17 protein-coding genes are annotated in these 22,436 nt (G+C 48.2%); 6 read left to right on the top strand and 11 right to left on the bottom strand.

What is annotated here, in order from left to right; genetic code table 11:
* Window positions 1–127 precede the first annotated feature (127 nt).
* The 3 genes from prsT to MJX74_RS06990 all read right to left on the bottom strand — a co-directional run bounded on the left by prsT (window position 128) and on the right by MJX74_RS06990 (window position 4,467).
* The gene (prsT, locus tag MJX74_RS07000; RefSeq protein WP_240222014.1) at window positions 128–2,884 is read right to left on the bottom strand and encodes an XrtA/PEP-CTERM system TPR-repeat protein PrsT; all 2,757 of its coding nucleotides are present in this window, start codon (window positions 2,882–2,884) and stop codon (window positions 128–130) included.
* Between the two features lie 31 nt (window positions 2,885–2,915).
* The gene (wecC, locus tag MJX74_RS06995) at window positions 2,916–4,160 is read right to left on the bottom strand and encodes a UDP-N-acetyl-D-mannosamine dehydrogenase (RefSeq protein WP_240222012.1); all 1,245 of its coding nucleotides are present in this window, start codon (window positions 4,158–4,160) and stop codon (window positions 2,916–2,918) included.
* A gap of 64 nt (window positions 4,161–4,224) precedes the next feature.
* Window positions 4,225–4,467 carry an acyl carrier protein gene (locus tag MJX74_RS06990; protein WP_068235251.1) on the bottom strand — a complete coding sequence of 81 codons (243 nt, stop codon included), beginning with the start codon at window positions 4,465–4,467 and terminating at the stop codon, window positions 4,225–4,227.
* A 156-nt stretch (window positions 4,468–4,623) separates the two neighbouring features.
* Between MJX74_RS06990 and MJX74_RS06985 the strand changes: the two genes are divergently transcribed.
* From MJX74_RS06985 to MJX74_RS06965, 5 genes are all read left to right on the top strand, one after another.
* Window positions 4,624–6,216, top strand: a complete 1,593-nt coding sequence (locus MJX74_RS06985) for an acyl-CoA ligase (AMP-forming), exosortase A system-associated (protein ID WP_240222010.1) — start codon at window positions 4,624–4,626, stop codon at window positions 6,214–6,216.
* Window positions 6,213–7,472, top strand: coding sequence for a pyridoxal-dependent decarboxylase, exosortase A system-associated (locus MJX74_RS06980; RefSeq protein WP_240222008.1), 1,260 nt, complete (start codon window positions 6,213–6,215; stop codon window positions 7,470–7,472). Before MJX74_RS06985 ends, MJX74_RS06980 begins: the two co-directional genes overlap by 4 nt.
* 44 nt (window positions 7,473–7,516) lie before the next feature.
* Window positions 7,517–8,569: an SGNH/GDSL hydrolase family protein gene (locus tag MJX74_RS06975; RefSeq protein WP_240222006.1), complete on the top strand. Its 1,053-nt coding sequence runs from the start codon at window positions 7,517–7,519 to the stop codon at window positions 8,567–8,569.
* Window positions 8,566–9,957, top strand: coding sequence for an MBOAT family O-acyltransferase (locus MJX74_RS06970; RefSeq protein WP_240222004.1), 1,392 nt, complete (start codon window positions 8,566–8,568; stop codon window positions 9,955–9,957). The genes MJX74_RS06975 and MJX74_RS06970 overlap by 4 nt, the downstream gene beginning before the upstream one ends.
* 61 nt (window positions 9,958–10,018) lie before the next feature.
* A complete protein-coding gene (locus MJX74_RS06965) occupies window positions 10,019–10,981 on the top strand; it encodes a sulfotransferase (protein WP_240222002.1) in 963 nt (320 codons plus the stop codon).
* On the opposite strand, the gene MJX74_RS06960 is transcribed toward MJX74_RS06965, so the two are convergent.
* From MJX74_RS06960 to MJX74_RS06945, 4 genes are read right to left on the bottom strand one after another with little or no spacing between them, the layout of a single operon-like run.
* Entirely contained in the window at window positions 10,978–12,279 is a 1,302-nt protein-coding gene (locus tag MJX74_RS06960; RefSeq protein WP_240221999.1) for a hypothetical protein, read from the bottom strand. The genes MJX74_RS06965 and MJX74_RS06960 overlap by 4 nt on opposite strands.
* Before the next feature lie 7 nt (window positions 12,280–12,286).
* A complete protein-coding gene (locus MJX74_RS06955) occupies window positions 12,287–14,617 on the bottom strand; it encodes a VanZ family protein (RefSeq protein ID WP_240221997.1) in 2,331 nt (776 codons plus the stop codon).
* A 48-nt stretch (window positions 14,618–14,665) separates the two neighbouring features.
* Window positions 14,666–15,508, bottom strand: a complete 843-nt coding sequence (locus tag MJX74_RS06950; RefSeq protein ID WP_240221995.1) for a hydrolase 1, exosortase A system-associated — start codon at window positions 15,506–15,508, stop codon at window positions 14,666–14,668.
* Window positions 15,501–16,331, bottom strand: coding sequence for a serine aminopeptidase domain-containing protein (locus MJX74_RS06945; RefSeq protein ID WP_240221993.1), 831 nt, complete (start codon window positions 16,329–16,331; stop codon window positions 15,501–15,503). The genes MJX74_RS06950 and MJX74_RS06945 overlap by 8 nt, the downstream gene beginning before the upstream one ends.
* A 201-nt stretch (window positions 16,332–16,532) precedes the next feature.
* Between MJX74_RS06945 and MJX74_RS06940 the strand changes: the two genes are divergently transcribed.
* Window positions 16,533–17,582, top strand: coding sequence for a PLP-dependent aminotransferase family protein (locus MJX74_RS06940; protein ID WP_240221990.1), 1,050 nt, complete (start codon window positions 16,533–16,535; stop codon window positions 17,580–17,582).
* Between the two features lie 30 nt (window positions 17,583–17,612).
* Here the strand turns inward: MJX74_RS06940 and MJX74_RS06935 are convergent, their stop codons facing one another.
* From MJX74_RS06935 to MJX74_RS06920, 4 genes are read right to left on the bottom strand one after another with little or no spacing between them, the layout of a single operon-like run.
* Entirely contained in the window at window positions 17,613–18,617 is a 1,005-nt protein-coding gene (locus MJX74_RS06935; RefSeq protein WP_240221988.1) for a GNAT family N-acetyltransferase, read from the bottom strand.
* Complete coding sequence (locus MJX74_RS06930; RefSeq protein ID WP_240221986.1) at window positions 18,614–19,684, bottom strand: GNAT family N-acetyltransferase; 1,071 nt, start codon at window positions 19,682–19,684, stop codon at window positions 18,614–18,616. Before MJX74_RS06930 ends, MJX74_RS06935 begins: the two co-directional genes overlap by 4 nt.
* On the bottom strand, window positions 19,677–20,621 hold the full coding sequence (locus MJX74_RS06925; RefSeq protein WP_240221984.1) for a polysaccharide deacetylase family protein: 945 nt from the start codon (window positions 20,619–20,621) through the stop codon (window positions 19,677–19,679). The genes MJX74_RS06930 and MJX74_RS06925 overlap by 8 nt, the downstream gene beginning before the upstream one ends.
* Window positions 20,611–22,410, bottom strand: a complete 1,800-nt coding sequence (locus MJX74_RS06920; RefSeq protein ID WP_240221982.1) for an asparagine synthetase B family protein — start codon at window positions 22,408–22,410, stop codon at window positions 20,611–20,613. Before MJX74_RS06920 ends, MJX74_RS06925 begins: the two co-directional genes overlap by 11 nt.
* Window positions 22,411–22,436 lie beyond the last annotated feature (26 nt).

Below are 22,436 nucleotides of genomic sequence, written 5' to 3'. Positions count from 1 at the left end.
TATGTGGTTGCTGGTGAGGTGGTAAACTGATGTTGTAAAATTACGTGACAGTAGCAGAAGATATTTTTTATAGTAAATGTGTTTTTAGCTGAACCTGTGCCGCATTGCTGCGGCACAGCTGTTCTTATTACAGCATGTTGTTAATAGCTTCAACCCGCTTGATAACTTCGGCATCCCGGCTTTTTACATCAGCCAGCACGGTTTTAGCTTTGCTTTTATTATCTGCTCGCACCAGTGCTTCGGCATAATTTAGCTTAACCAGATCATTCTCTGGTCTTATCGCCAGAGATTGCTCAAAAGCTTTTATAGCGTCGGGCAAGTTGTCCATCTTCATCAGCACTTTGCCGTAAGTGTCCAATACATCAGGATGCTTTGGCGCCTGCTTTATCGCTCTCTCAATATGTTGCTTGGCTTCAGGCAACTGGTTTTGCTCTGCCAGAATCCAGGCATAGTTATTCAGTATGATGTAGTTGTCAGGTGACGCCTGCAAAATTTCATCATAAAGCTCAAAAGCTTTTTTCTTATCAGATTCCAGCAACAAATTGGCATAAAACAGCTTCAGGTTGCCGCTGGCAGAGGCTTTACTGAAATGACCCTCTAAGAACTCTACAGCACGCTGGTGCGAGTAGTCTTTTGAGTAAATTTCAGCAATAAACATGGCTGTCTGATCGGTTGGTGCTATCTGATAGCTTTGATTAAACGCCGCAACAGCCGGTGGGATCTGGCCGTTTAAAAACAGTATCCTGCCTTTTAAAAACTGCATTTCAGCTGTTGCTGCGTCGTTATCGGTCAGGTTTTTGAAGGTATCCAGAGCTTTGCTATAGTCTTGAGATTCAGACAGTGCCATTATTTTACTGCGCAGCAACATTGGATTCTTCGGATGTTTAACCAGCTGTTTATCCGCAACATTTATCGCTTCTGCATGCCGCTTAGCCAGGCTGAGGCTGGTGGCATAGAAATATGCCGCCCGCAGGTTTTCCGGTTCCTGCTGGTACCAGCGTTCGCTTAATGTAAGCACCTCTTTCTGATTACCAAGCTGGGCATGTGAGTCTATCAAGGTCAGCCAGTAAGCTGCAGTGGCATTAACCATATTGGCTGATGGGTCGCCAATGGTTTCTATAGCTTTTTTAAAGTCTTGTTGCTGGTAGTACATGCGGGCTAACGTTAACCGCAGTGCATTGTTGGCCGGGTTATCTTTAAGGATTGCGCCTGCCCGTTTTATGGCGTCAGCACCTTTGTCATCATCTTTACTCAGAGCATAGTATTGTTGCAAAGCTGGCAGGTAAGTCGGATGTTTCTCTATCGATTTAACCAGAAGTTGTTTTGCTTGCACAAAATCACTTTTTGTTCCGGCAACAAGGGCTTGCAACAGTAAGGTAAAAGGTTGGTCAGGAGTGGCTTGCTGCGCCTGCTTCAGAAACACTTCAGCTTCTGTAAACTGCTTTTGCAGCATAGCGCCATAAGCCTTCAGATTGTAGCCAACAACGGCCAGTTTTTCGTCAGACAGCCACTCGTCAACTATGGCGGATGCTTTGTCATACTCTTTTTGTCTGAGGTAACTGATAGCCAGCACAACACGGGTCTGATTCTGGCTTGGATCCAGTTGTAAGGCTTGTTCAAGGTCTCGCAGGCCGCTTGACTCCTGACCATCAATGCCCATTTTAAGCAGACCTAAGGTTGCCAGCGAGGTCACATCTTTGCTGTTTTCACTCAGTTCATATTTAGCAATCAGCTCTTGTGCTGCACTGCCGGAGCCTTGTTTAATCAGTTGGAATGACGTTGCGGCAAGTAATTTGTAATCCATCGCCTGCGGATCTTGATTAACCAGAACCGCCTGAGCCTGATCAAGCTGGCCAGACTTTAACTGCAGTGAGGCGTAAAGATTTTGCAACGGCGGATATTGCTGCAGCTGGTTTTCTACTGCGCTCAGATGGTTTAATGCCTGGCTCTCCAGCCCCAGGTTCAGTGAAGCTAATGCGGCAATAATACGTGCGCTGGTATTACGCAGGCCGTTATTGATGGCTTTTTCAACATGCTCTTTGGCCAGAGTATAATTCTCACGCTCATACTCCAGCACCGCTTTTAGATAATTTGTGAACGGTTGATTTGGAAACGCTTTTAGTAGCAGGGCTAATTCTTTATCTGCTAAATCAAACTGCTCTGTACTGACCAGATTTTGCGTCAGCATCAGGCGGGCTTGTAAGTTGTTGGGTACCAGTGTCAGATAGTTGCGCATGCTTTCAATGGAGGCGACATGCTGCTCTTCTGCTAATTGGGTTCTGCCTTGTAGAAATAATGCTTCGGCATAAAGCAGGCTGTCAGGCTTCACCTGAGTAATGACTTCTAACGCCTGGCTGTTATTACGGTTAGCAATAAGCAAATGCGCCTGAGCATAAATTGCGGCATCACTGAATTTATCTTGTGTTGCCAGTTGGTCAAAGAGTGCTATCGCTGCGTCAGCGTCACCCAGCTCTAGCTGAGCCAGAGCACGATATACATCGACGTAAATCTGCAATTCAGGCGCAAGTGTCTCATCAGAAAAGTGCTCCAGCACTGCCTGGTAATCACCCGCCTGATAGCTGCTGCGAACCAGCGGTAACGCTACTTTTTGTTTGTCGATGCCATAACTCAGCGCGCGGTCCAGCTCTTTTTCTGCAGATATGCTGTCGCCAATCTGCAGTTGGAGTAAACCAAGAGCCAAACGGTATTCTGCATTCTCTGGTTCTTGTTGCACAGCTGATTTCAGTTCGATTACAGCGGCGTTGTATTGCTTGTTCTGAATAAAGCTCAGCGCATCACTGTAATGCTCTGTTGCATCTTTACTGCCACAACCGGAAAGCAGCGCCAGCATAATAGCGCTGGCGAGCAGGGTAGTTTTTTTCATGGTTACACTCCTTGTAGTGAAATGGTTTTCGTTAACCGAAAATGCCTCTGGTATCAATAACAACTTTGGTTGCGACATCTACCGGGTGCAGAGTTTTAAACTGCTTATGGTCGACCAGTACCACCAATATATTGGCTTGCTCTAAAGCCTGTGGCAAAGACGTTAGCCGGGCATTGTGATCGGCATATTTTTGCGGTAACTGTTTAATATTAGGTTCTACCAGCAAAATTTCACCAATATTGTCTTTTAACAACGACATGGCAATATCCAGTGCCGGGCTTTCACGTAAATCGTCAATATCTGCTTTAAAGGCTAAACCTAAACAGGCAATCACCGGCTTTTTAAACTGATCAGCAGCCTGCTTTATTTTATCAATCACGTATAGCGGTTTACTGTCGTTAATTTCACGTGCCTTGCGGATAATCTGCGCCTGCTCTGGCGCTGAGTCAACAATAAACCATGGATCAACAGCAATACAATGACCACCAACACCCGGGCCGGGTGTTAAAATATTAACCCTTGGGTGGCGGTTAGCCAGCTTGATCAATTCCCAAACGTTGATTTTTAAATGATCACAAATCATCGACAGTTCATTGGCAAAGGCGATATTGACGTCGCGGAACGAGTTTTCGGTCAGCTTGGCCATTTCTGCCGTGCGGGCGTTGGTTAACAAACACTCACCGCGTACAAACAGGTGATACAGGGCAACGGCTTTTTGCGCACAGCGCTCGGTAATACCACCAATAATCCTGTCGTTGCTGACCAGTTCTTGCAACACGCGGCCAGGTAATACGCGCTCAGGGCAGTGCGCAATAAAAACATCGGCTTTGTCCGGGTCCTGGTGTGGCATAACCAGATCAGGGCGCAGCTCAGCCAACCAGGCTGAAATTTTATCGGTAGTACCAACCGGAGAGGTTGATTCAAGTACGATAAGGTTACCTTTAGCAATAACCGGAGCAATATTTTCCAGCGCAGCCTTAATGTAACTTAAATCCGGGGTTTTATTTTCTTTAAACGGCGTGGGCACCGCTATCATAAAAGCTTCAGCCGGTTCCGGCGTCAGAGAGGCCTTTAACTTGCCGGTGGTAACGGCTGCTTGTACCAGCATATCCAAGTCAGGTTCAACAATATGAATTTTGCCCTGATTAATGGTATTAACCGCATGCTCTGAAACATCAACACCGAGCACTTCCACACCGCGGGAGGCGATAACGGCGGCGGTGGGTAAACCTATATAGCCCAAACCTATTACTGATACACGGGAAAAACTCTGCATACTGTGTCCTTTATACCTGAGGTTTTACTGTCTGACGCTGTACCATATAAGGCATAATGCGATGTCAGGCAGCTTGTTTTTCGGTGACGAATTTATTTAACTGGCCAAAGTTTTCAAATACGTCGGCGGATATTTCATCATCATTAATCTGGATACCCAGTTGCTCTTCCAGTTCGGTTATTACAGCAATAACTGCCATAGAATCAAACTCTGGAATAGCGCCCAGCAAGGGGGTATCGTCGGTAAATTGTTTATCTATTTGCAAGACGGCGCGTAAGATATCAGCGAGAAGTTGCTGGTGTGGCATAATGCTTCCTTAAAATGACAGGTAGTTCCCTGATTTGCGTAAAGGGTGCCGCTGCGGTTAAACTACAAAAAGTAGATAAATTACAGTCGGATTTTCCGCAAAACTGTTTTATTATTGCACACAAAGGGATAAAAAGTGAAAGGTCTGAAGGATACTATGACCAAAAATCTCCACGATATCGTTACCCAGTCTGCTGCGCGTTTTCCTAAGCGTCCTGCACTGTACTTTAAAAACACCGCCTTAACTTATGCTGAACTTGCAACCGGCGTAACTACCACTGCCATGCAGTTGCAAGCGCAGGACGTTCAGCGCTTTGACCGGGTGGCGGTGTACCTGCCCAAACAATTTGAAACCGTGTTCAGCCTGTTTGGCTGCGCAATGGCCGGTGCAGTATTTGTGCCGGTGAACCCGGGGTTAAAGGCGGCGCAGGTTGCACATATCCTGCAGGATTGTAATGTTCGGGTGCTTATTACCAGTAAAGACCGGCTGGCCAGTTTAGAAGAGGAGCTGCATTTGTGCAGTGACTTACATACGGTGTTATTGACTGATGTCGCTGAAGATATGAGCCCGCTGGCGCATATTCAGTTGAAGTCATTTTATACCGACGTCAGCCACAGAACATTGCAGTTATATCCGCATGCAACCGATCAGGACATGGCGGCTATTCTATATACCTCGGGCAGCACCGGTAAACCCAAAGGGGTGGTGTTATCGCACCGCAATATGTTGGTGGGCGCGCAAAGCGTATCAAGCTACCTCAACAACACCACCGATGATGTCTTACTGGCATTACTACCCCTGAGTTTTGATTATGGCTTAAGCCAGCTGACCACTGCGTTTTTAACCGGCGCCAGTGTAGTGTTGCTGGATTTTTTCCTGGTGCAGGATGTCGTGCGCACTGTGAAGCAATACGGAGTAACCGGCATTGCTGCAGTACCACCTTTGTGGGCGCAGCTGGCCAAAGCCAACTGGGTTGAAGGCAGTGCTGATACCGTGCGTTACCTAACCAACTCCGGTGGTGCTATGCCACAAGCCTTGTTACAGCAGTTGCAACGGGTATTTAATAAGGCTGAACCCTATTTAATGTATGGTTTAACCGAGGCCTTTCGCTCTACCTATTTACCGCCAGCTGAGCTGGAAAAGCGGCCCGGCTCTATGGGCAAAGCTATTCCGAATGCCGAAATTGTGGTTGTGCGTGAAGATGGCAGTATCTGCGCGCCGAATGAACCAGGTGAGCTGGTGCATCGCGGGCCGCTGGTTAGCCTGGGATACTGGAATGCCCCGGATAAAACAGCCGAACGGTTTAAGTTTGATCCCGTAGCACCTAAAGGTATTCAGCTACCCCAACTTGCAGTGTGGTCTGGCGATACAGTGCGCTGCGATGAAGATGGCTTTTTATACTTTATTGGCCGGCGCGATGAAATGATTAAAACTTCAGGTTACCGGGTTAGCCCTACTGAAGTGGAAGAAGCCGTTTACCAACTTAGCCCTGCACTGGTTGATGTTGCCGCCATTGGTGTGCCGCACCCTGAGCTGGAGCAAGCCATTTTGGTGTTATTTGCCTGCAAAGACGGTAATGAACCGGACATTGCTAACTGGACAACCCAGCTAAAGCGCAGTTTGCCTAATTTTATGCAGCCCAAAGCCTTAATTTTGCAACCGGGTTTACCGAAAAATGCCAATGGCAAAATTGACCGTAAGCTATTGTCAGAGCAGTACCGGGGTTATTTTAATGAGGCATCCAGATGAGCAGTACCCTGAATACAGAAACACGGCCACAAGCGCCACAACATGAGTTAATGTCGCAGTTTAGCTGTCCGGGCGATAATCTGCTGCTGGGCCGTTTCAGCCTTAGTGCTATTAGCACCATGCTTGGCAAATCAGTATTTTATGCTTATGACCGCCAGGTTATTAATCAACAAATACAACGCTTTAGGGCGGCAATTCCTAACAGAATTAAGTTGCACTATGCGGTAAAAGCCAACCCATACTGGCCTGTTGTGCAGCACATGCGCCCGTTAGTAGACGGCTTTGATGTGGCATCGCAAAAAGAAATGCTGCTGGCGATACAAAGCGGTATGCCGGTAGCCGATATCAGTTTTGCCGGTCCGGGGAAAACCGATACCGAGCTTGCCGCCGCTATTACCGCCGGCGTTACACTAAATGTGGAATCGGCCAACGAGCTGCAGCGTATTTGCCGTCTGGCAGAGTTGCACACAGTAACACCACAGGTGGCACTGCGCGTTAATCCGGCGTTTGAGCTCAAAGCGTCAGGCATGAAAATGGCCGGTGGCGCTAAGCCTTTTGGTATTGATGAAGAGCAAGTATTCGAGCTGCTGACCCAGATAGCTGCTATGCCGGTGAAGTTACGTGGTTTTCATATTTTCTGCGGCTCGCAGAATCTAAAAACTGAAGCACTGACAGAAGCACACCAGCTTACATTTGGGCTGGCAGCTAAACTGGTTGCCGCTTGCCCATACCGGCCTGATTTGATCAATCTGGGTGGTGGTTTTGGTATTCCATATTTCCCTGGTGAAAAACGGCTTGATTTACAGCCTATTGGTTTATCGCTGACACAATTACTACAGCAACACGAACAAGCGCTTGCCGGTATTGAGCTGGTGATTGAACTTGGCCGTTATCTGGTGGCAGAGGCAGGCGTTTATGCTTGTCAGGTGGTAGATAAAAAGGTGTCCCGTGGCACTACCTATCTGGTGTGTAACGGTGGTTTACATCACCATCTGGCGAACTCCGGTAATTTTGGCCAGGTGATCCGCAAAAATTATCCGGTGGCTATTGGCAATAAAATGCAGCATGCCGACACTGAGCTGGTTACTGTAGTTGGGCCTTTGTGTACGCCACTGGACATACTAGCGGATAAGGTAAGCCTGCCGGTCGCCGAAGTGGGAGATTGGGTTGTGGTGTATCAGTCCGGTGCTTATGGCCCCACGGCCAGCCCGCAGGATTTTCTTGGCCATCCGGCAGTGGTTGAGATTTTACTCTGATACAAAGCTATAAACAGAGAGCTAACTAAACAGAGAGCGTTAACATGGCTAAGGACAGTCAGATATGGAAAACGTTATTGCTGGCGCTGATTTTATTTATGCTGATGGAGTTTTTATTACAGCTCAGGGCGCAGCTGAAGTTTGGCAACAGTATTCTTACCGCAGCCTTCGCTGACAACAGCGCACAAGGCTCGCTGTTTGTGCAGCATAATGGTTATCAGTTGCTGGCAGCCGATGTTGAGTTTGAAGGCAGTAGCATTAAAGTAAAAAGCAACCAACTGGGGTTGCGCTCTGCTGCTGTAGGGCCTAAAACAAACAGCAATATCAGAGTTATTGCACTGGGTGCCTCCAGCACTTATGGCGCCTATGCTGCTACTAACGACGATACCTTTCCGGCAATATTGCAGCGGATCAGCAGTGATATACCGCTTGAAGTGATTAATGCCGGTATACCGGGAAACGATATCAGCAGCCAGTATTTGCTGTATGCAGAGCAACTGGCCGCCTTGTCTGAAGATGTGCTAATTCTGTATTCTGGTTTAAGTAACGATGTGGGCCGTTTATGTCAGCGAAACGGCGCTGCTAAAAGTTATGCTTTGCCGCAGTTACAGGCACCCAAATGGTTGTTAAGCGTGGATTTGCTGTTGAAAAACAGCACAGATTTACGCTACGTGCCTTACAAATATTCCCCGATGCCTGATCTTAGCCCTTACCTGCAGCAATATGCTGCCTCGCTGCGACAGATAGTTGAACTTGCGCAGCAGCGACAGGTTAAAACGATACTGTTTGCTGAAAATTTACGAGCCTTTCGCAACGATCAGCCGCTGCAGTTACAACAACAACTGGCCGCTTCAGCACTTTATTACACGCCTTGTTTAACAGTCGGACAGTTTTCCGAGGTGTTTGAACGATACAACCAGGTGCAACAGCAAATTGCCGCTGAGTACACTGATGTGCATTATGTCCGTTTGTCAGAGCAGGTGCCTGGCGGGCGAGAGTACTTTACTGACAGCGTGCATTTTTCAGCCAAAGGTGAGCTGGCCATCGCCGCAGCCCTGGCGCAGGTGTTAAAAGACACCCGGCAGGTGGCACCATGAGTTTTACCTCATTTCATTTTTATGTATTTTTAATCGCATTGGTCATTTTACTGCGGTTTATTCAACATAACGGCCAGAAGAAAATGCTGCTGCTGTTGGCCAGTTACTGGTTTTATATGAGCTGGGATTGGCGTTTTGGTGCGCTACTGTTCGCTATGACGGCAGTGAATTTCTACTGTGGCCGGTTAATTCGGTACTCGGCCCGGCCAAAAATCTGGTTGGCGGTATCACTGGTGTTTAGTTTGGGCGTGTTAGGGCTGTTTAAGTATTTTAATTTCTTCCTCACTAATCTGGATGCTGTCGCTGCTATGCTGGGTATGTCATCGCATATTAATATCCTGCATATTATTTTGCCGGTGGGGATCTCGTTTTATACCTTTCAGGCGCTGTCTTACACCATAGATATTTATCGGCGGCAGCTCGACCCTGTTGGCTCGCTGGCCGACTTTGCACTGTTTGTATCGTTTTTTCCGCAGCTGGTTGCCGGGCCAATAGTGCGCGCCAGTTATTTTCTGCCGCAACTGACACAGCATACTTATGCTGACAGTGCTGCGCAGCAGGAAGGCGTGATGCTTATTATCCGTGGCCTGATAAAAAAAGTGCTTCTGGCAGATGTACTGGCACTGCATCTGGTTGACCCTGCCTTTGCTGATTATGCTAACCAGTCGTCTGCATTTTTAGTATTGGCATTAATTGGCTACAGCTTTCAGGTTTATCTGGATTTCTCAGCCTATACCGACATAGCCAGGGGCTGTGCCCGTTTATTAGGTTATCAGTTACCGGTGAATTTTAACCGGCCTTATCTGGCCGACAGTATTTCTAATTTCTGGCAGCGCTGGCATATTTCTATGTCGTCTTTTTTCCGCGACTACCTTTACCATGGGCTGGGTGGCAGCAAACACGGCAATGTTTATATCAATTTGGTGCTAACCTTTGTTGCCATTGGGGTATGGCATGGCGCAGGCTGGAATTTTCTGCTGTATGGTTTCTGCCATGGCGTCTTGGTGGCGTTTGAGCGCTATATGCGCAGGTACGGCTGGTTTGACAAGCAAACAGGCTGGCGCTGGGCACTGGCAGTGCTTAGAACGTTTTTCCTGGTATGTTTGCTAAGGGTAATGTTCAGGGCTGAGGATCTGCATCACGCCGGTGGCTATTTGCAGGCTATCTGGCATAACATGGCGTTATCGTTTCATCTCACTGCTGCCGGCGCGGTGGCGTTGCTGGTGGCCGTAATACTGCATTTGATCCCGCAGCATTATATTGCGTTATGGCAACAGCGTTATCTGACCATACCACAACTGCTGCAGGCCTCAGTCGTAGTGCTGTTACTTTACAGTATGCTTATGCTGGGGGCGGGCGAAGCACCTTTTATTTATTTTCAGTTTTGAAAAAAACTGCCATTCAGGTGTGAACAATTAGCAATATTATGGGCTTAATAAGGATATTTTAATGACGAGTAAACACTGTATTCTGTTATTTGGCATGCCCCGTTCAGGCACTACCTGGCTTGGTAAACTGTTTGATGCACAGCGCCAGACATACTATTTGCATGAGCCAGACAGCGTGCAGCCCAATATCGCTATTCCGTTATTGCTAAAGGCAGATGAAGCCACACAGTATCCGCTGCAGTCACAACTTGAGTTGTGGTTTGCCAGCAAAGCAGAAAAAGTGATTGCCTCGCGGCCGTTTTTTGCTAAAGATTACCTTAACCCGGTTAGCTGGCTGCTGTTTCTGGGCAGTGCGTACGCCACTAAAATAGCTGGCCGCTTAGGGGCGCCCCGGTTTATCAAACCCTTACGGTTGCAATCTGAGCAGCAACAAATCGTCTGGAAGTCAATCGAGTCGCTTGGCCGTATGGCGGCGATTAAACAGCTGGTGCCAGGCCGCAGTATCCACATATTACGCCATCCTTGTGGCCATATTGCCTCTACGTTAAAAGGGCAGGACGCCGGCTTGTTTGATGGTGGTTTACCAATTTGGGAAGACTGGGATCTGTACAGTAAATTATTACAGCAAAGTGGCGAGCAGCGCTTTAGTCTGGACAGTTTAAAGCAGATGACTAAAGAAGAGCGGCTGGCCGTACGCTGGGGCATTATTAATGATTTTGCGCTGGCGCAATGTGCGGGTGACGGCAGCAACATGGTACTGGTGTACGAGAACTTATGTAAAAAGCCACAAGAGGTGTTGCAGCAGTGCCTGGCATTTTGTGGCTTAAAAGCAGATCAGCAATGTCTGCAATATCTGGCGCAGTCAGTTCATGGCAGCGACAACAGCGCTTATTACAGTACCACTAAAGACCCGCTGCAATCTGCCTATAAGTGGCGCAAACAGTTGCCTGATGACGTGCAGCTGCGGATAAAAAATATCGTGCAGCAATTTAACGCCGGGCGCTATTACCGCGATGATTTTTAAATCTCAGCCGGCTCTGGCTGGCTGTTATACAGTTTTAACGCGGCAATGCGCCGGGTAATTTCCTGCTCCAGCTGTTTAAAACCGGCACCGTTATAACCGCCAAGTTGCTGCTGTACTTGTTGTTCAGTTAACCCCTCCGGTAAATCCCGCGTTGGCGGCATTATCGCTTGTTCAAAAGTCAGGCTGTTAAACTGGCTTAACTGTTGCGGTGTTACTGATGCAAGGTGCTCAGCAAAGTGGGTGCCAGCTCTGTCTGCCGCCAGGTCAACAAAGCTGAAGCCTGAGCCACCTTTGTCCCGGTCTGCATCCATGATTTCTTTCAGGTTGCCAATTTGCTGCGATAGCTGAGTATTACCCAGCATTTGCAGCACCGCCGAATATAAAAAGTGCAGTGTAAGGTCGCGCCGGCCGTTTAGCAGCATGGGGGGCATATTCGGCACCTGGTGCAGCTTTACATTAGGATTGGCGTAGTAAATAAATCTTTTGCTGGCAAATGCGACGGCCAAAGCCCATAGCGCGTTTTTATACTCGGTTTCCAAATTGCTGTTATCAGCACGGTTTGTCGCAACAAGTAACAACTCGTGAGCAAAAAATGCCAGCCGGCGCTCGCGTTTATGCTGGCGTTGTAATTGCTTTAACTGCTGCAGGTAAAACTCAACATCTGGTGCTGCCGCGCTCTGATCCTGGCCCAAACCAAATGGGCGGTGAATTTGCGGATGCAGGCTTAGTTTAATCGGGCTGGCATTAGCCGCTTCAAAGTGCAGGCGGTTATTTATCAGCTCGCCTCTGGCAAACAACGTTAGCAACTGCTGATCTGCCGGTGCTGCAATGACCGAGCGTACCATTAGGCGGAGTAGTGGGTTAGCAATCCAGCCCGGTAAAGTAATTGCGCCCAGTTTGCAGTGTTCAATAGCGAAACCTGTGTCTGACGGCATAAACAAACATGACGTTTTTACACCGCGTCTGGGCCAGCTTAGCGGCAGGTTTGCCTGGCCATGCAAAGCTACACCAAACGGATTAAGCACACCACTGAACTCTACTTGTGGCAGGGCATAGCTGGCGACGTTCATCAACGCGTCTAACTGTTTTTGCTCAAAAACCAGTTTTATATTGCCGTTGGGTTGCGCCAGATGTCGCACCGTGTCAGACAGCACACGTTGTGCCGTAGTAACGTCGCTGGATTCTATAGTACGCTGTGATAACACCGGTTTTGATGTAATAAGAAAAAACAAAGCCACGGTAAGCACTGCTAACAACAATACGCTGCGCAAAAAATAGCGCGATAACCTATTTAGCATGGAATGATTAAGCCCCTGAACCCGAGAATTTTATAGTGCGCCGCAGCGCTATAGCCGGAATAAAAAACCAACACAACAGCCCAAGCAGCGTGATAAAAGCCAGGCTGTAGCGCATAAATAATTGCAGCGGAGCGGCATACTGGGTTCTGTCCGTACTGAGCAAAAATTGTAACGCTGAGTAAGCTTGCTGGTATTTAACGATAACACTTTCAGTAGCGTTTTGCAGCAGCCACCAGGACAGGGGCAGCACAAATAAGATAAGTAGCGGCATATATTTCCAGCGGGTGTGCACCGGGGTACTGAATTGTTGGGCCAGATATGCTGCAGCACTGAATAACAGCATCAGCCACGTAGTCAGCGCAGTTATGGCAACCAGGCTGCCGCCATCAGCCAGCAGTTCAACAATATTGTCGGTTGCTGCCATTTTTACTACGGCCAGATACCAGAGCAGAGCCACAACGGCATTCGCGTCCAGCCATAAAATGGTGGCGGGTATTTTGTTACGGCTATAAATAAATTGCATTGCAGCCATGCAGTTAAACTGGATCAGGCTAAAAAAGCCGATAAAGCGCAGCATTAGCTCAAGAGCCCGTGGTAGCGTTGTCACCGGGGTACCAACAATGTCATACAGTGATTCTGCCGGCACTGTGGCATACAGCAGCCAGAATATAGCCAGGCCCTGCGTAAGGCACAGCATAGGGGACCAAAGGATAAAACGGGCGTAGGTATTAAACGTAAAGATGGCAGGTAAAGCCAGCAGGTACAGCATCAGGCATAAGCCGGGAATAGCGCTGAGATTATCGCTTAGCAGTTCACGCACATTGTAGGGTATTACCGGCAACCGGCTTAACAAAAACATAGCCAGCATGGATATAGCCAAATGGCTGGCCAGCTTTATATAAAGCCCTGCTGCAGTTTTGGCTGGTGGCACAGTTAATAAGCCTGGCGCTGCGGCGTTGGTGCTATTTACTTCAGCGGTTTCTGGCCGGTGCAGGCGGTTGACGAAAAAAACGGTAAAACCAAAACCTGCTGCAGCTCCACCTATTTGCAGTATGGCATCGGTAATATCCACAGTTTTACCGGGCAGTGCCAGCTGCATGGCTTCGCATAATAATGCCAGGCTAATCACATAAATACTGCCAACAATCTGTAGGGTTTGTTGCTGCCAGCGCAGCGACAGCTTGCGTTGAAACAGTGCCAGTAGTATTCCAAGTGGGAAAAATAGCAGTAGTTTTTGCAGTAGTGCGGTAATAGCACGGTACTCAGTGCCAAAGTACAGCGATTCCAGCAATACCTTATCCTGTGCCACTTGCAATCTTTGGTTGATAAAAGCCCAGTCGAAATTAAAGTTAAACGGATACCAGAATAATATTAAAACAAACAAACTGTAAGCCAGTATAGCCAGGCTCCACAGCAGGCCGTGTTTAAGCTGTACAGTGGTGGTGTCTGTTTTGCCGGCTGGTTTGTGCTGCCATAAGCGCAGTAACGTTATGCTTAACCAGGTGGCAATTAAGGCGCAGAGCACATCACTGATATCAGTAACCCGGCTATAGACAAACAGTTGGCAAAATTCCAGCAGCAGCGCCAGTAACAGCACCTTGCTGTACAACCGGATACCTGCCTGCTGTTGTTGCAGATACAACAATACGGCGATAGGGCACCAAAGCAGAATATCGCTTAGTACTGCATAGCCAATTTCAGCTGCAGAGCCGCGGTAACCGGAAAATGGCAGCAACACAATGCGGCCTTCACGCCATTTTTTATACAGTTCGACCGGGCTTAACGTCAGATCCAGCGGTAACAGGTTGTACAGTATAAAAATGGCGATATAACCAATCAGCAGGTAAGTGACTACCGAAGCCTGGCCACGAATAAGCGCCAGTGAAGCCAAAAACTGTTTTAGCTGACGGCCTCTGAAACAATACAAAATGATACCCAGCATGGCGCCGGTGGTTTCAGCAATAATATCGTTGATGGACACTGTACGCTGTGGAAAATACAACTGGGTAAATTCTATGCTTACGGCCAAAGCGGCACAAAGCAGCCAGATAACGCCAGCCAGCAACAAGTTTATTGCAGGTGCGCCGGGGCGGAAGCTAAGCGCACAAAGTAAAAAAGCGAACGGGATAAACAGCAGAATATTGGCTACCCAGTCTGCTCTTGATCGTATGCCAAGCTGCAAATAAGGAATGTGCCAAAACCGCTCTATTGCCTCGTTAAACGGCAGCGCGACATACTGCAACGGCACCAGGCTGCCGTAAATAATAAAGGCCAGATAAAGCACACAAGCCAACAGTAACCACTTGTGCAAAGCCGGTTCGTTGTTATTGCTGTACATAAGCATCCTGCTCCCTGGCGTTATTTAGCCAAACGGTATTAACAGCACTTAGTTTGTGGTGTGCACAAAATTATAGCTTTGTTGCTCAACCTGCTCGCGCCAAAGCGCTGTAGAGAAGGTATGGCTGGCATCACTGATATGATAGTGCCCGGCAGCCTGCAGACACTTACCCCAGGCTGGGTTGTCGGCACATAACTGCAAAAACTCCTGCGCCGTTAAATCGTTACCACTGCTGATCAGCAACACTTTGCCGTTAAATTGCTGCCAGCCGCTAAGCATAGCCGCAACATAGTTTTGCTCTGTTACTGTAAGCTGGGCACTAGCTGCAGCAGCGCGGGTTTTGCTGGCTCGTAATGTCTGCCAGAACGAGCCAAGGCTGCGCCGTAGCGCCAAACCGCCGCCAAATAGCTTATGCCAGAATTGCCTGCTTAGCAGGCGCTTTAAATAGTAGTGTTTTAACATGGTTTTGGCATGGCTTTGCTGCTGGCGCACCCAGGGGTTTAGCAGTATTACACCAGTGATGCGCGGGTCTGGCCGGTTGAGTTTAATCAAAATGGCACTGGCAGCATCACACAGGCCCCACAGCACCACTTGTGTTAGTTGCGGGCACTGCTTAAAAAAAGCATCAATCGCCAGCTCAATATCGGCCGTTTGCTGGTAAAACGCGGCTTTGCTGCCGCTGCTATCACCCATACCGGCAGTATCCAGCCGCATTGATGGTATGCCCTGTGTGGCCAGATAGCGGCTTAGTTTAACAAACTGCCTGTGGCTACCAACACGGTACTGTGGCCCACCAACAATAAGCAGCATACCGGTTGTTGCAGTGGCGTCATGCACAATCGCGCTTAGCTGATAACCGGCGCCTGCCAGGCTGATATAGTGTTCAGTCATGCTGCGAGCCTTCAGTTAAGTGTTGTAGTGTAAGGGCAATAAGTTGCTCTGCACTGGCCAGTTCGGCTGTTTGCCAATAGGGCTCGGCTTTGAGTTGGGTATAGTTTAGCTTGCAGTGTTGTTGCAAGTGGTCACGCATTTTTTGTACCGGTAGGGCCACGGTATCCAGTTGCGACGTTTCAAGCCAGTGCAGATTCACGCTGTTTAACTGCGCCGGAATGCTGCTGTTGATATTGAGCAGGCTGTGATAAAACGCCGGGCTTATCGGGTAACCGGCAATTTCAATATTTTCGCCATTGTTAAGTTGTTGCTCGAGGTCTTTCTGGCTGGTTTTATTACCTGCAGCCATGGCCTCTGCCACTTTTAACCGTAAAAACTGTTGCCAGAATTTACCAACATCAAATACCGGTTGCCATAACACCAGTTGTTGCACCGGCAAGGGTAAAGTATGTTTATTCAGCAAGTCGAACAGTTGTATCACGCCAAAGCGCACCGCAATAAAGCTGACACTTTGGTAACCCTGTTGCTGCAACAGCAGCAATAATTGGTAGAGATCATCGCGCCAGATATCTACGCTGGCCTGATCTAAATCACCGGCGCTGTCGCCAGTGCCATAATTATCCAGCATAAAGCAGCTGTAACCGGCAGTGGCCAGTTGGCGCATAGCTGCATTGATCAAATGACGGGATTTATTCATTTCTTCGGCAAAAGGCGGAATAACCACAATGGCATGACCGTTGCCAGTGCTGTTTTGCACGGCGCGAAGAAATAACTGCCGCTGTTGTAGTTGGATAAAGCCGGTACTGAGGGGATGTTGTTGCACTTTGCCTTCCTTGTGCTTAAACCTGAGCAAGCCCTATGATAACCGTTGCGGAGGCGATGACCAAGTTTGTATCTTGGTACTTTTTGTATTTAGGCCGCTGTGACAATGACAACTATGACAACTATGGCAACTATATGTGATGTTGTTTGTGCGGTGGTACTGCTATAGCATAGTGCGGGTGTGAATTCATGGACTGAGTCAATGCCTGTACAATTTTCTGCGCCGTTAATGGATGCCAAACATTTCCCGCCTTCGCTGATTAAAGCTCAGCCTGCCTTTAGCTTAGAAGGCAGTAGCTTACGGCGGCATTCGCTACCTGTTAACGATGTCAGCACATTCAGCCGTGCCAGATATGCGCTGGCGGCGGCAGCTTTGCATTTAAAGCAGAGCTCACAGCAAAATACTGTGTTGTTACCGGCTTATCATTGCCCGGCGTTAGTAGAGCCATTTATTTATGCTGGTTATAACATTGTTTTTTACCCGCAGTTAGCCGATTTAAGTACCGATATTGCTATTTTTAGCCACTTACTTAGCCCGCAGGTAACCCATGTGGTGGTGGTGCGCTACTTTGGTTTTAGCCAGAATGCTGATGAGCTTATTCAGGAAGCTTTTGCAGCGAATAAACTGGTCATTGAAGATAACGCACACAGCCTGGTGCATTTCTGGCAAACCTGTGAGGCACAACCGCCTGCTATCAGCGCCAGTGTCAGCAGTGTTGCTAAAACGCTCGGCAGTGCAGATGGCGGCGTGTTATACCTGCCCGGCTTTAGCGGTTCAGCTCAGGTTATTCCGGATTTTATAACAGAATTAAAAGCGCTGCGATCCGGTAACCGGCCGGTAACCGGCTCTGCTGATACAGGTTTGCGTTATTTTCGCACAGCTATGCAAACGGCCGATTGTTTACGAGCCAGTCGCTGGTTGATGTTACACAGTAATTACGCAGCGATTAGCAGGCAGCGGCGGGACAATTATCAGTATCTTGCACAGCAGTTGCAGCACAGTAGTGCAGGGCAGGTATTATACCCAACACTGACACAGCATGATGTGCCTTATGTACTGCCGTTTTTACTGCATGATATTGATGGCTTTACGCGCTTGCGTCAGCAGCAAATTCAGGTGTTGCGCTGGGAAGAGCTTGCAACACCAGTAACCGGGGTTGTCAGCAACTATCAGCAGCATCTGGTACAACTGCCAGTGCATCAGGCTCTGTCAAAACAGCACCTGCAAAACATAGTTAAGGCATTAAGCTGATTTTGCGGACTGACGATATAACCGGTGTGATTATTTCGGCACGGGTTTGTGCTTAAAATTGCCAGCATAATTTGTCAGCGCTCTTAATTTGCCGCGCCATGTCTGCTTATTGCATAGCTGAATACCATAAAGCGGCTGTTTTGCTGACATCCAGTCTTTTTTATAATCGTCATTGCCGGTAAGAAAATCTACTGTGTTAACGTTATCTCGGCAAATAACGTGCTCAAGTAGTGCAGCAGTCAGCACTGTCCCCGGGCTGAAACGGGTAAAGTCTTGGTCATAAGCCAGCTTGAAAATGGCGGCGGTTTTATCGTATAAAAACCAGATTTGCGCTGCTATCGGTTCGTTATTGTAGTAAATGACCCCAATACGCAAGGCATTAATTTGCCAGTTGTGCTGGCAAATACTGTCGATAAAAGCCGGGGTGGGTTCAGAGCGTTTCCAGCTGTGGTAATACACCTGATGGTAATCAATCAGGGCCTGCAACAGTACCTCTGCAGAACCTTCGCTGTATATTTTAACGGTAAAGTTACCGTCTTTATTCATTAGTTCCTGTTTGCGTTTCAGCGTGTTTTTCAGCTGGCTGGGCCGGCGTTGCCAGTACTGCGCTAAGCTAGTGATATCGGGTTCGTACCAGTTTACCGAGTGTTGGTAAATAAAGCCCTTAAAGCCTAAGGTGGCAAAGCTTTGGCACCAGGCCTGCGCCTGGTTGCTGTATAGCGGCAGAATATTAATGTAATCGTAGGCTGAAAGTATGCTGGCGTGTTGTTGTAATGTCGCCGCACAGGGCAGCGTGGCTATCGGCTGCCCGGCAATACCAAAAATTGGCGAATAGTAATTGGTCATACTGTCCAGGGTGTTACCCGGCTGGCTTGGATTGCTGCTAAAAAAAGCGACTTTAGCCTGCCCGCTTAAAGGCAGGCTAAAATTGTGTTTGTTATGGTTTACATGCTCTGCAAAAGCACTGAACCAGTAGTCGCTGACAAACACCGGCGGTAAAGCTGAGGGGCTCGGTTGTCCTGCTGGCTCTGTCATGGCTCTGCCACCTCTGCCACGGGTTTCTTCTTCAGTTTTTGCTTTAGCCGGGTTAATAATTGTAAGGTTTTGCCAAAGATGTTTTCTGCATACACGGTGCCGTTGTAAATAGAGCGGGTGTCGGTGGCCCATTCAAGTTGTTCTGGTGAGGCGTTAGTGTAAAAATCGACCACTTTTACGCTGTTGTTGTCAAACAGCGTATGCAGGATCTGCTTGAGTAACAAGCGGCCCAGCGCGAAGCTTTTAAACTCTTCATCAAAAGTTGTTTTCAGAATAATCAGCATATCGTGTTTGATGCAGCATAGCCTGGAGGCAACAAGCCGGTCTTGTATGTAGTATTCGTAAACAATGGCATTGTTCTGCTGCGCCAACTGGTACAAAAAGTCGCGGTAAAACTGGCCTTGCCGGTTACTGGGGTGCAGGGCTGTACCGAGTTTACCTTTCCAGCCTTTAGATTCGATCATACCGTAGCGATCTACTGCAGACTTAATATGTTGCGCACTACTGATCTGGCGAAAATCGACAGTTGTATTCTCACGTTGCAGGCGGTTTTCATAACGCGACATATTTTTACGCAGGTTTTTTGAGCGCAGCTGCCAATAGCTGTCGAAGCCGTCTTTTAGACTTATCTGCATATTGGTGGCATAAAATGCCTGCTGTTGTTCATTCAGTATATTGAGTAGTGCCAGGTGTTCTGCCGGATCCAGGCTGAGAAAATCGATACGGGCTGCTATGCCGGGCAATGCCCGCAATAATGCCGTTATATCTGGCGTAAAGGCCGGATTTATCAGCAGCAAGCCAACCTGAGCCTGGCTGGGCTTATACAACTCCCAAATCAGTTTATTTCGCTGTCGGAGCAACATCAGGCATTGCACTTGCCCCTGCCGGATGGCACGCACCTGGTATAACGGTGTATGGTCAAAATAGGCTAATAATGAGGTAAGAAACTCAGTGCCAAGTAATTGATTATTGCCATGATAGCTATTGCTTAATACTGTCCAGTCTGCAAAAAACTGCGGATCGTTTCTATCAAACAGCTGTACTTGCCAGCAAACCGGGTCAGACATGTGCAGGCTTGGTATAGTTAAGGGTTAGCCGACAGTGGAATTTCAGCGGGCTTTTATCCCAGGGGGTAAAGCGGTTTAGCAAATGGGGCGGGGTAGCTGCCGTGCAAATGCCCCAGTTCGTAATCACCGCACTGCTAAAACCGGCTTCGGTGACTAGTTTTACCGTAGTGTCATCAAAATCCGTACCTTTCACGCCGTTAGGATAAGCAAAGTGCTGCACAGGTTTGCCAAGCCAGTTTTCCAGTTGTTGCCTGGACTGGCTAATTTCCTGCAACTGCTGCTCTTCAGGCATCACTTTTAAAATAGGGTGGTTTACCGTGTGCGCGCCAATGGTAACGCCGCTGTCAGAAAGTTGTTTTATCTGCGCTGGCGACATCATCAGTGGCTCTTGCTCAGTGGCATTATTTTGCTGATAAAACTGATCAATTTTTTCCAGCCGTTGGGCTATTGGCAGGTATTTTAATTTTTTCAGCCATTGCTGCGCTTTACTGCGCCGGTCTGCGGCGTCAGTTAAGGCTAACTGAGTATCGTCCAGTAGCAATTGCTGGCGCTCAGGCTGTGAAAACAGATAAATCAGCCGGTCATTCCACATATTGCTACCCTGGCTAAAAGCCGTGGCAACATACACCGTGGCCGGAATGCCGTATTTAGCCAGAATTGGCTGTGCTACTGTCAGGTTGTTCAGATAACCATCGTCAAAGGTGACACATACTGCATTAGCAGGCAAAGTATTGTTTTGCAGGTGTTGCAGTGCTTCCTGCAGTGACAAAGGGGTAAAATAGTCGCGCAATAAGCGCATTTGCCAGTCGAATACCTCTGCGGTAGGTTCGCTTGGCCGCATTGGATCGGGCTTTGCCAGTACCTGATGGTAAATCAGAATGCTTAGCTTGTTCCGGCCAAGCAATTTACCGGTAACTTGCAGTATTTTATGCAACATAACCGGCCTCATGTTGTTGCAGCCACAACTCCAGCGTAACCATAATCCATACCAATTCACCATAATAACCCGAATGGCCTTGCTGATAGGTTGCCAGTGCTTTTTCGATAAAGGCTGGCTGAATAATATTACGCTGTTTCAGGCTGGCCAGGCTATCTGCTGTTATTTGCTGCAGTTTAGGTTGTTGCTTCATCCATACACCAAATGGTAGGCCAAAACCATGTTTGCTTTTGCTTAGTGTGGCATCGGGCAGAAACCCGGTAAAACTACGTTTGTAAAAATCACGCAGTTTTTGCCCCGGCGCTTTAATGCCAGCGCTGACTTTGCAGCTAAAATCGACCACTTCTTTTTCAAACAACGGGTAACGCACTTCAACGCCAGCCAGCTGACACATGCTGCTAACTTTAACCAGATCGTTATCTGCCAGCGTAAATTTCCAGTCCAGATACATCATGCAGTCAACGGCATCGGCAGAGCGGCACGCCTTATAACGCTGTTGCTTCTGTTGTAGCGGCAGCTGGCTGTCAATATGGGCGATAAACTCCGGACAAAACATTTCGTTAATATCAAACCGGTTTAAAAAGTTGTAGCTGTCCAGCCGATCCGGCAAGGCGACTTTGGCCTGGTTAATGTAGCTATAGGCTTTTTTCAGCCCCGGCAGTTTTGCTGCCAGGTTGTTGTAAAAACATAAGTCCAGCGACGATTGCAGTGGGCCAGGCAGGGCGCGGTAATGTTCGAAGGTTTTTTGTTTGACGTAGCGCTCATTACCGGCAAATATTTCGTCGCCGCCATCTCCGGCTAACAGCACTTTTATACCATCCTCTGCTGCCACTTTGGCACAGATATACGCCGCCATCGCAGAAGAGTTGCCAAAGGGCTCATTAAAGGCGGCTGCCACGGTGCTAAAATGCTGCGTGATTTCCTCCGGCTGCAGGTAATGCACTTTATGTTCGGTGCCGAAATGTTTTGCTGTGATCAGAGCGTAGGCTGTTTCGTCGTAACCTTTGGCTTCAAAACCAATCGAATAGGTTTTTGCGTTCTGACTATGTTTCGCCAGCATACCGGCGACTGTTGAACTATCCAGCCCACCACTTAAAAAAGCAGCGCAGTCGGGGCTGATATTACGCGCAACGGCTTCAGATATCAGTTGCTGACATTGCTGCTGTAATACCTGCTGTGGCTCGGCTGATGGGGTGAAATCCGGCTGATAATAGGTTTCACTGTGCAGGCTACCGTCGGCGCTTATTGTAAAGGCCACACCCGGTTCCAGCTTTTTGATCTGCTGATATATGGCGTCAGGTGATGGAATGCAGTGGAAATACAAGTAGTTATAAACCGCTTGTGTATCCAGGCTTACGCTGGGGTTATGCTGGCGCAATAACGTCAGGCTGTCGCTCAGTACCAGCTTAGCTTGTTGTCTGCTATCGATATAACACGGCACGGCGCCGACATGGTCATTGATTATGCTGATAGTGCCCTGGTGTTTGTCGACAATGATCAGCACAAAAAAACCGGCAATCTGCGGGTAAAACTGTTGCGGCTGTTGCTGATGCAGTTGTAAAAACCACTGTGCAGCGTCGCCCGGCAGGTAATCCTGATTATAGGGCCTTACCCGGCCCAGCAAGCACACCAGTGTCTGGTCATCTTCTGCTATCTGCAGCAGGCGCTGACTAAGAATATGCAGTGTGTTGAGGGCACCTGTACCGTTAAGGTTAAGCATATAGGTATGCGCTGCGCTAGTGCCGGCATCAGCTGCTGTAGAGGTGTCAGTTCCTGCATGGCGCCACATTGTTGTATTCCTTACTTTATTCATAG

The sequence above is a fragment of the Rheinheimera hassiensis genome (genome assembly GCF_022436675.1).
GTDB lineage: Bacteria > Pseudomonadota > Gammaproteobacteria > Enterobacterales > Alteromonadaceae > Alishewanella > Alishewanella hassiensis.
This window is presented reverse-complemented; position numbering and strand designations above follow the sequence as displayed.

What these genes read in the sequence shown, in the direction of transcription:
- prsT (WP_240222014.1), bottom strand. Translation starts at nt 2,884, where the DNA reads ATGAAAAAAACTACCCTGCTCGCCAGCGCTATTATGCTGGCGCTGCTT.
- wecC (WP_240222012.1), bottom strand. Translation starts at nt 4,160, where the DNA reads ATGCAGAGTTTTTCCCGTGTATCAGTAATAGGTTTGGGCTATATAGGT.
- MJX74_RS06990 (WP_068235251.1), bottom strand. Translation starts at nt 4,467, where the DNA reads ATGCCACACCAGCAACTTCTCGCTGATATCTTACGCGCCGTCTTGCAA.
- MJX74_RS06985 (WP_240222010.1), top strand. Translation starts at nt 4,624, where the DNA reads ATGACCAAAAATCTCCACGATATCGTTACCCAGTCTGCTGCGCGTTTT.
- MJX74_RS06980 (WP_240222008.1), top strand. Translation starts at nt 6,213, where the DNA reads ATGAGCAGTACCCTGAATACAGAAACACGGCCACAAGCGCCACAACAT.
- MJX74_RS06975 (WP_240222006.1), top strand. Translation starts at nt 7,517, where the DNA reads ATGGCTAAGGACAGTCAGATATGGAAAACGTTATTGCTGGCGCTGATT.
- MJX74_RS06970 (WP_240222004.1), top strand. Translation starts at nt 8,566, where the DNA reads ATGAGTTTTACCTCATTTCATTTTTATGTATTTTTAATCGCATTGGTC.
- MJX74_RS06965 (WP_240222002.1), top strand. Translation starts at nt 10,019, where the DNA reads ATGACGAGTAAACACTGTATTCTGTTATTTGGCATGCCCCGTTCAGGC.
- MJX74_RS06960 (WP_240221999.1), bottom strand. Translation starts at nt 12,279, where the DNA reads ATGCTAAATAGGTTATCGCGCTATTTTTTGCGCAGCGTATTGTTGTTA.
- MJX74_RS06955 (WP_240221997.1), bottom strand. Translation starts at nt 14,617, where the DNA reads ATGTACAGCAATAACAACGAACCGGCTTTGCACAAGTGGTTACTGTTG.
- MJX74_RS06950 (WP_240221995.1), bottom strand. Translation starts at nt 15,508, where the DNA reads ATGACTGAACACTATATCAGCCTGGCAGGCGCCGGTTATCAGCTAAGC.
- MJX74_RS06940 (WP_240221990.1), top strand. Translation starts at nt 16,533, where the DNA reads ATGCCTGTACAATTTTCTGCGCCGTTAATGGATGCCAAACATTTCCCG.
- MJX74_RS06935 (WP_240221988.1), bottom strand. Translation starts at nt 18,617, where the DNA reads ATGACAGAGCCAGCAGGACAACCGAGCCCCTCAGCTTTACCGCCGGTG.
- MJX74_RS06930 (WP_240221986.1), bottom strand. Translation starts at nt 19,684, where the DNA reads ATGTCTGACCCGGTTTGCTGGCAAGTACAGCTGTTTGATAGAAACGAT.
- MJX74_RS06925 (WP_240221984.1), bottom strand. Translation starts at nt 20,621, where the DNA reads ATGTTGCATAAAATACTGCAAGTTACCGGTAAATTGCTTGGCCGGAAC.
- MJX74_RS06920 (WP_240221982.1), bottom strand. Translation starts at nt 22,410, where the DNA reads ATGTGGCGCCATGCAGGAACTGACACCTCTACAGCAGCTGATGCCGGC.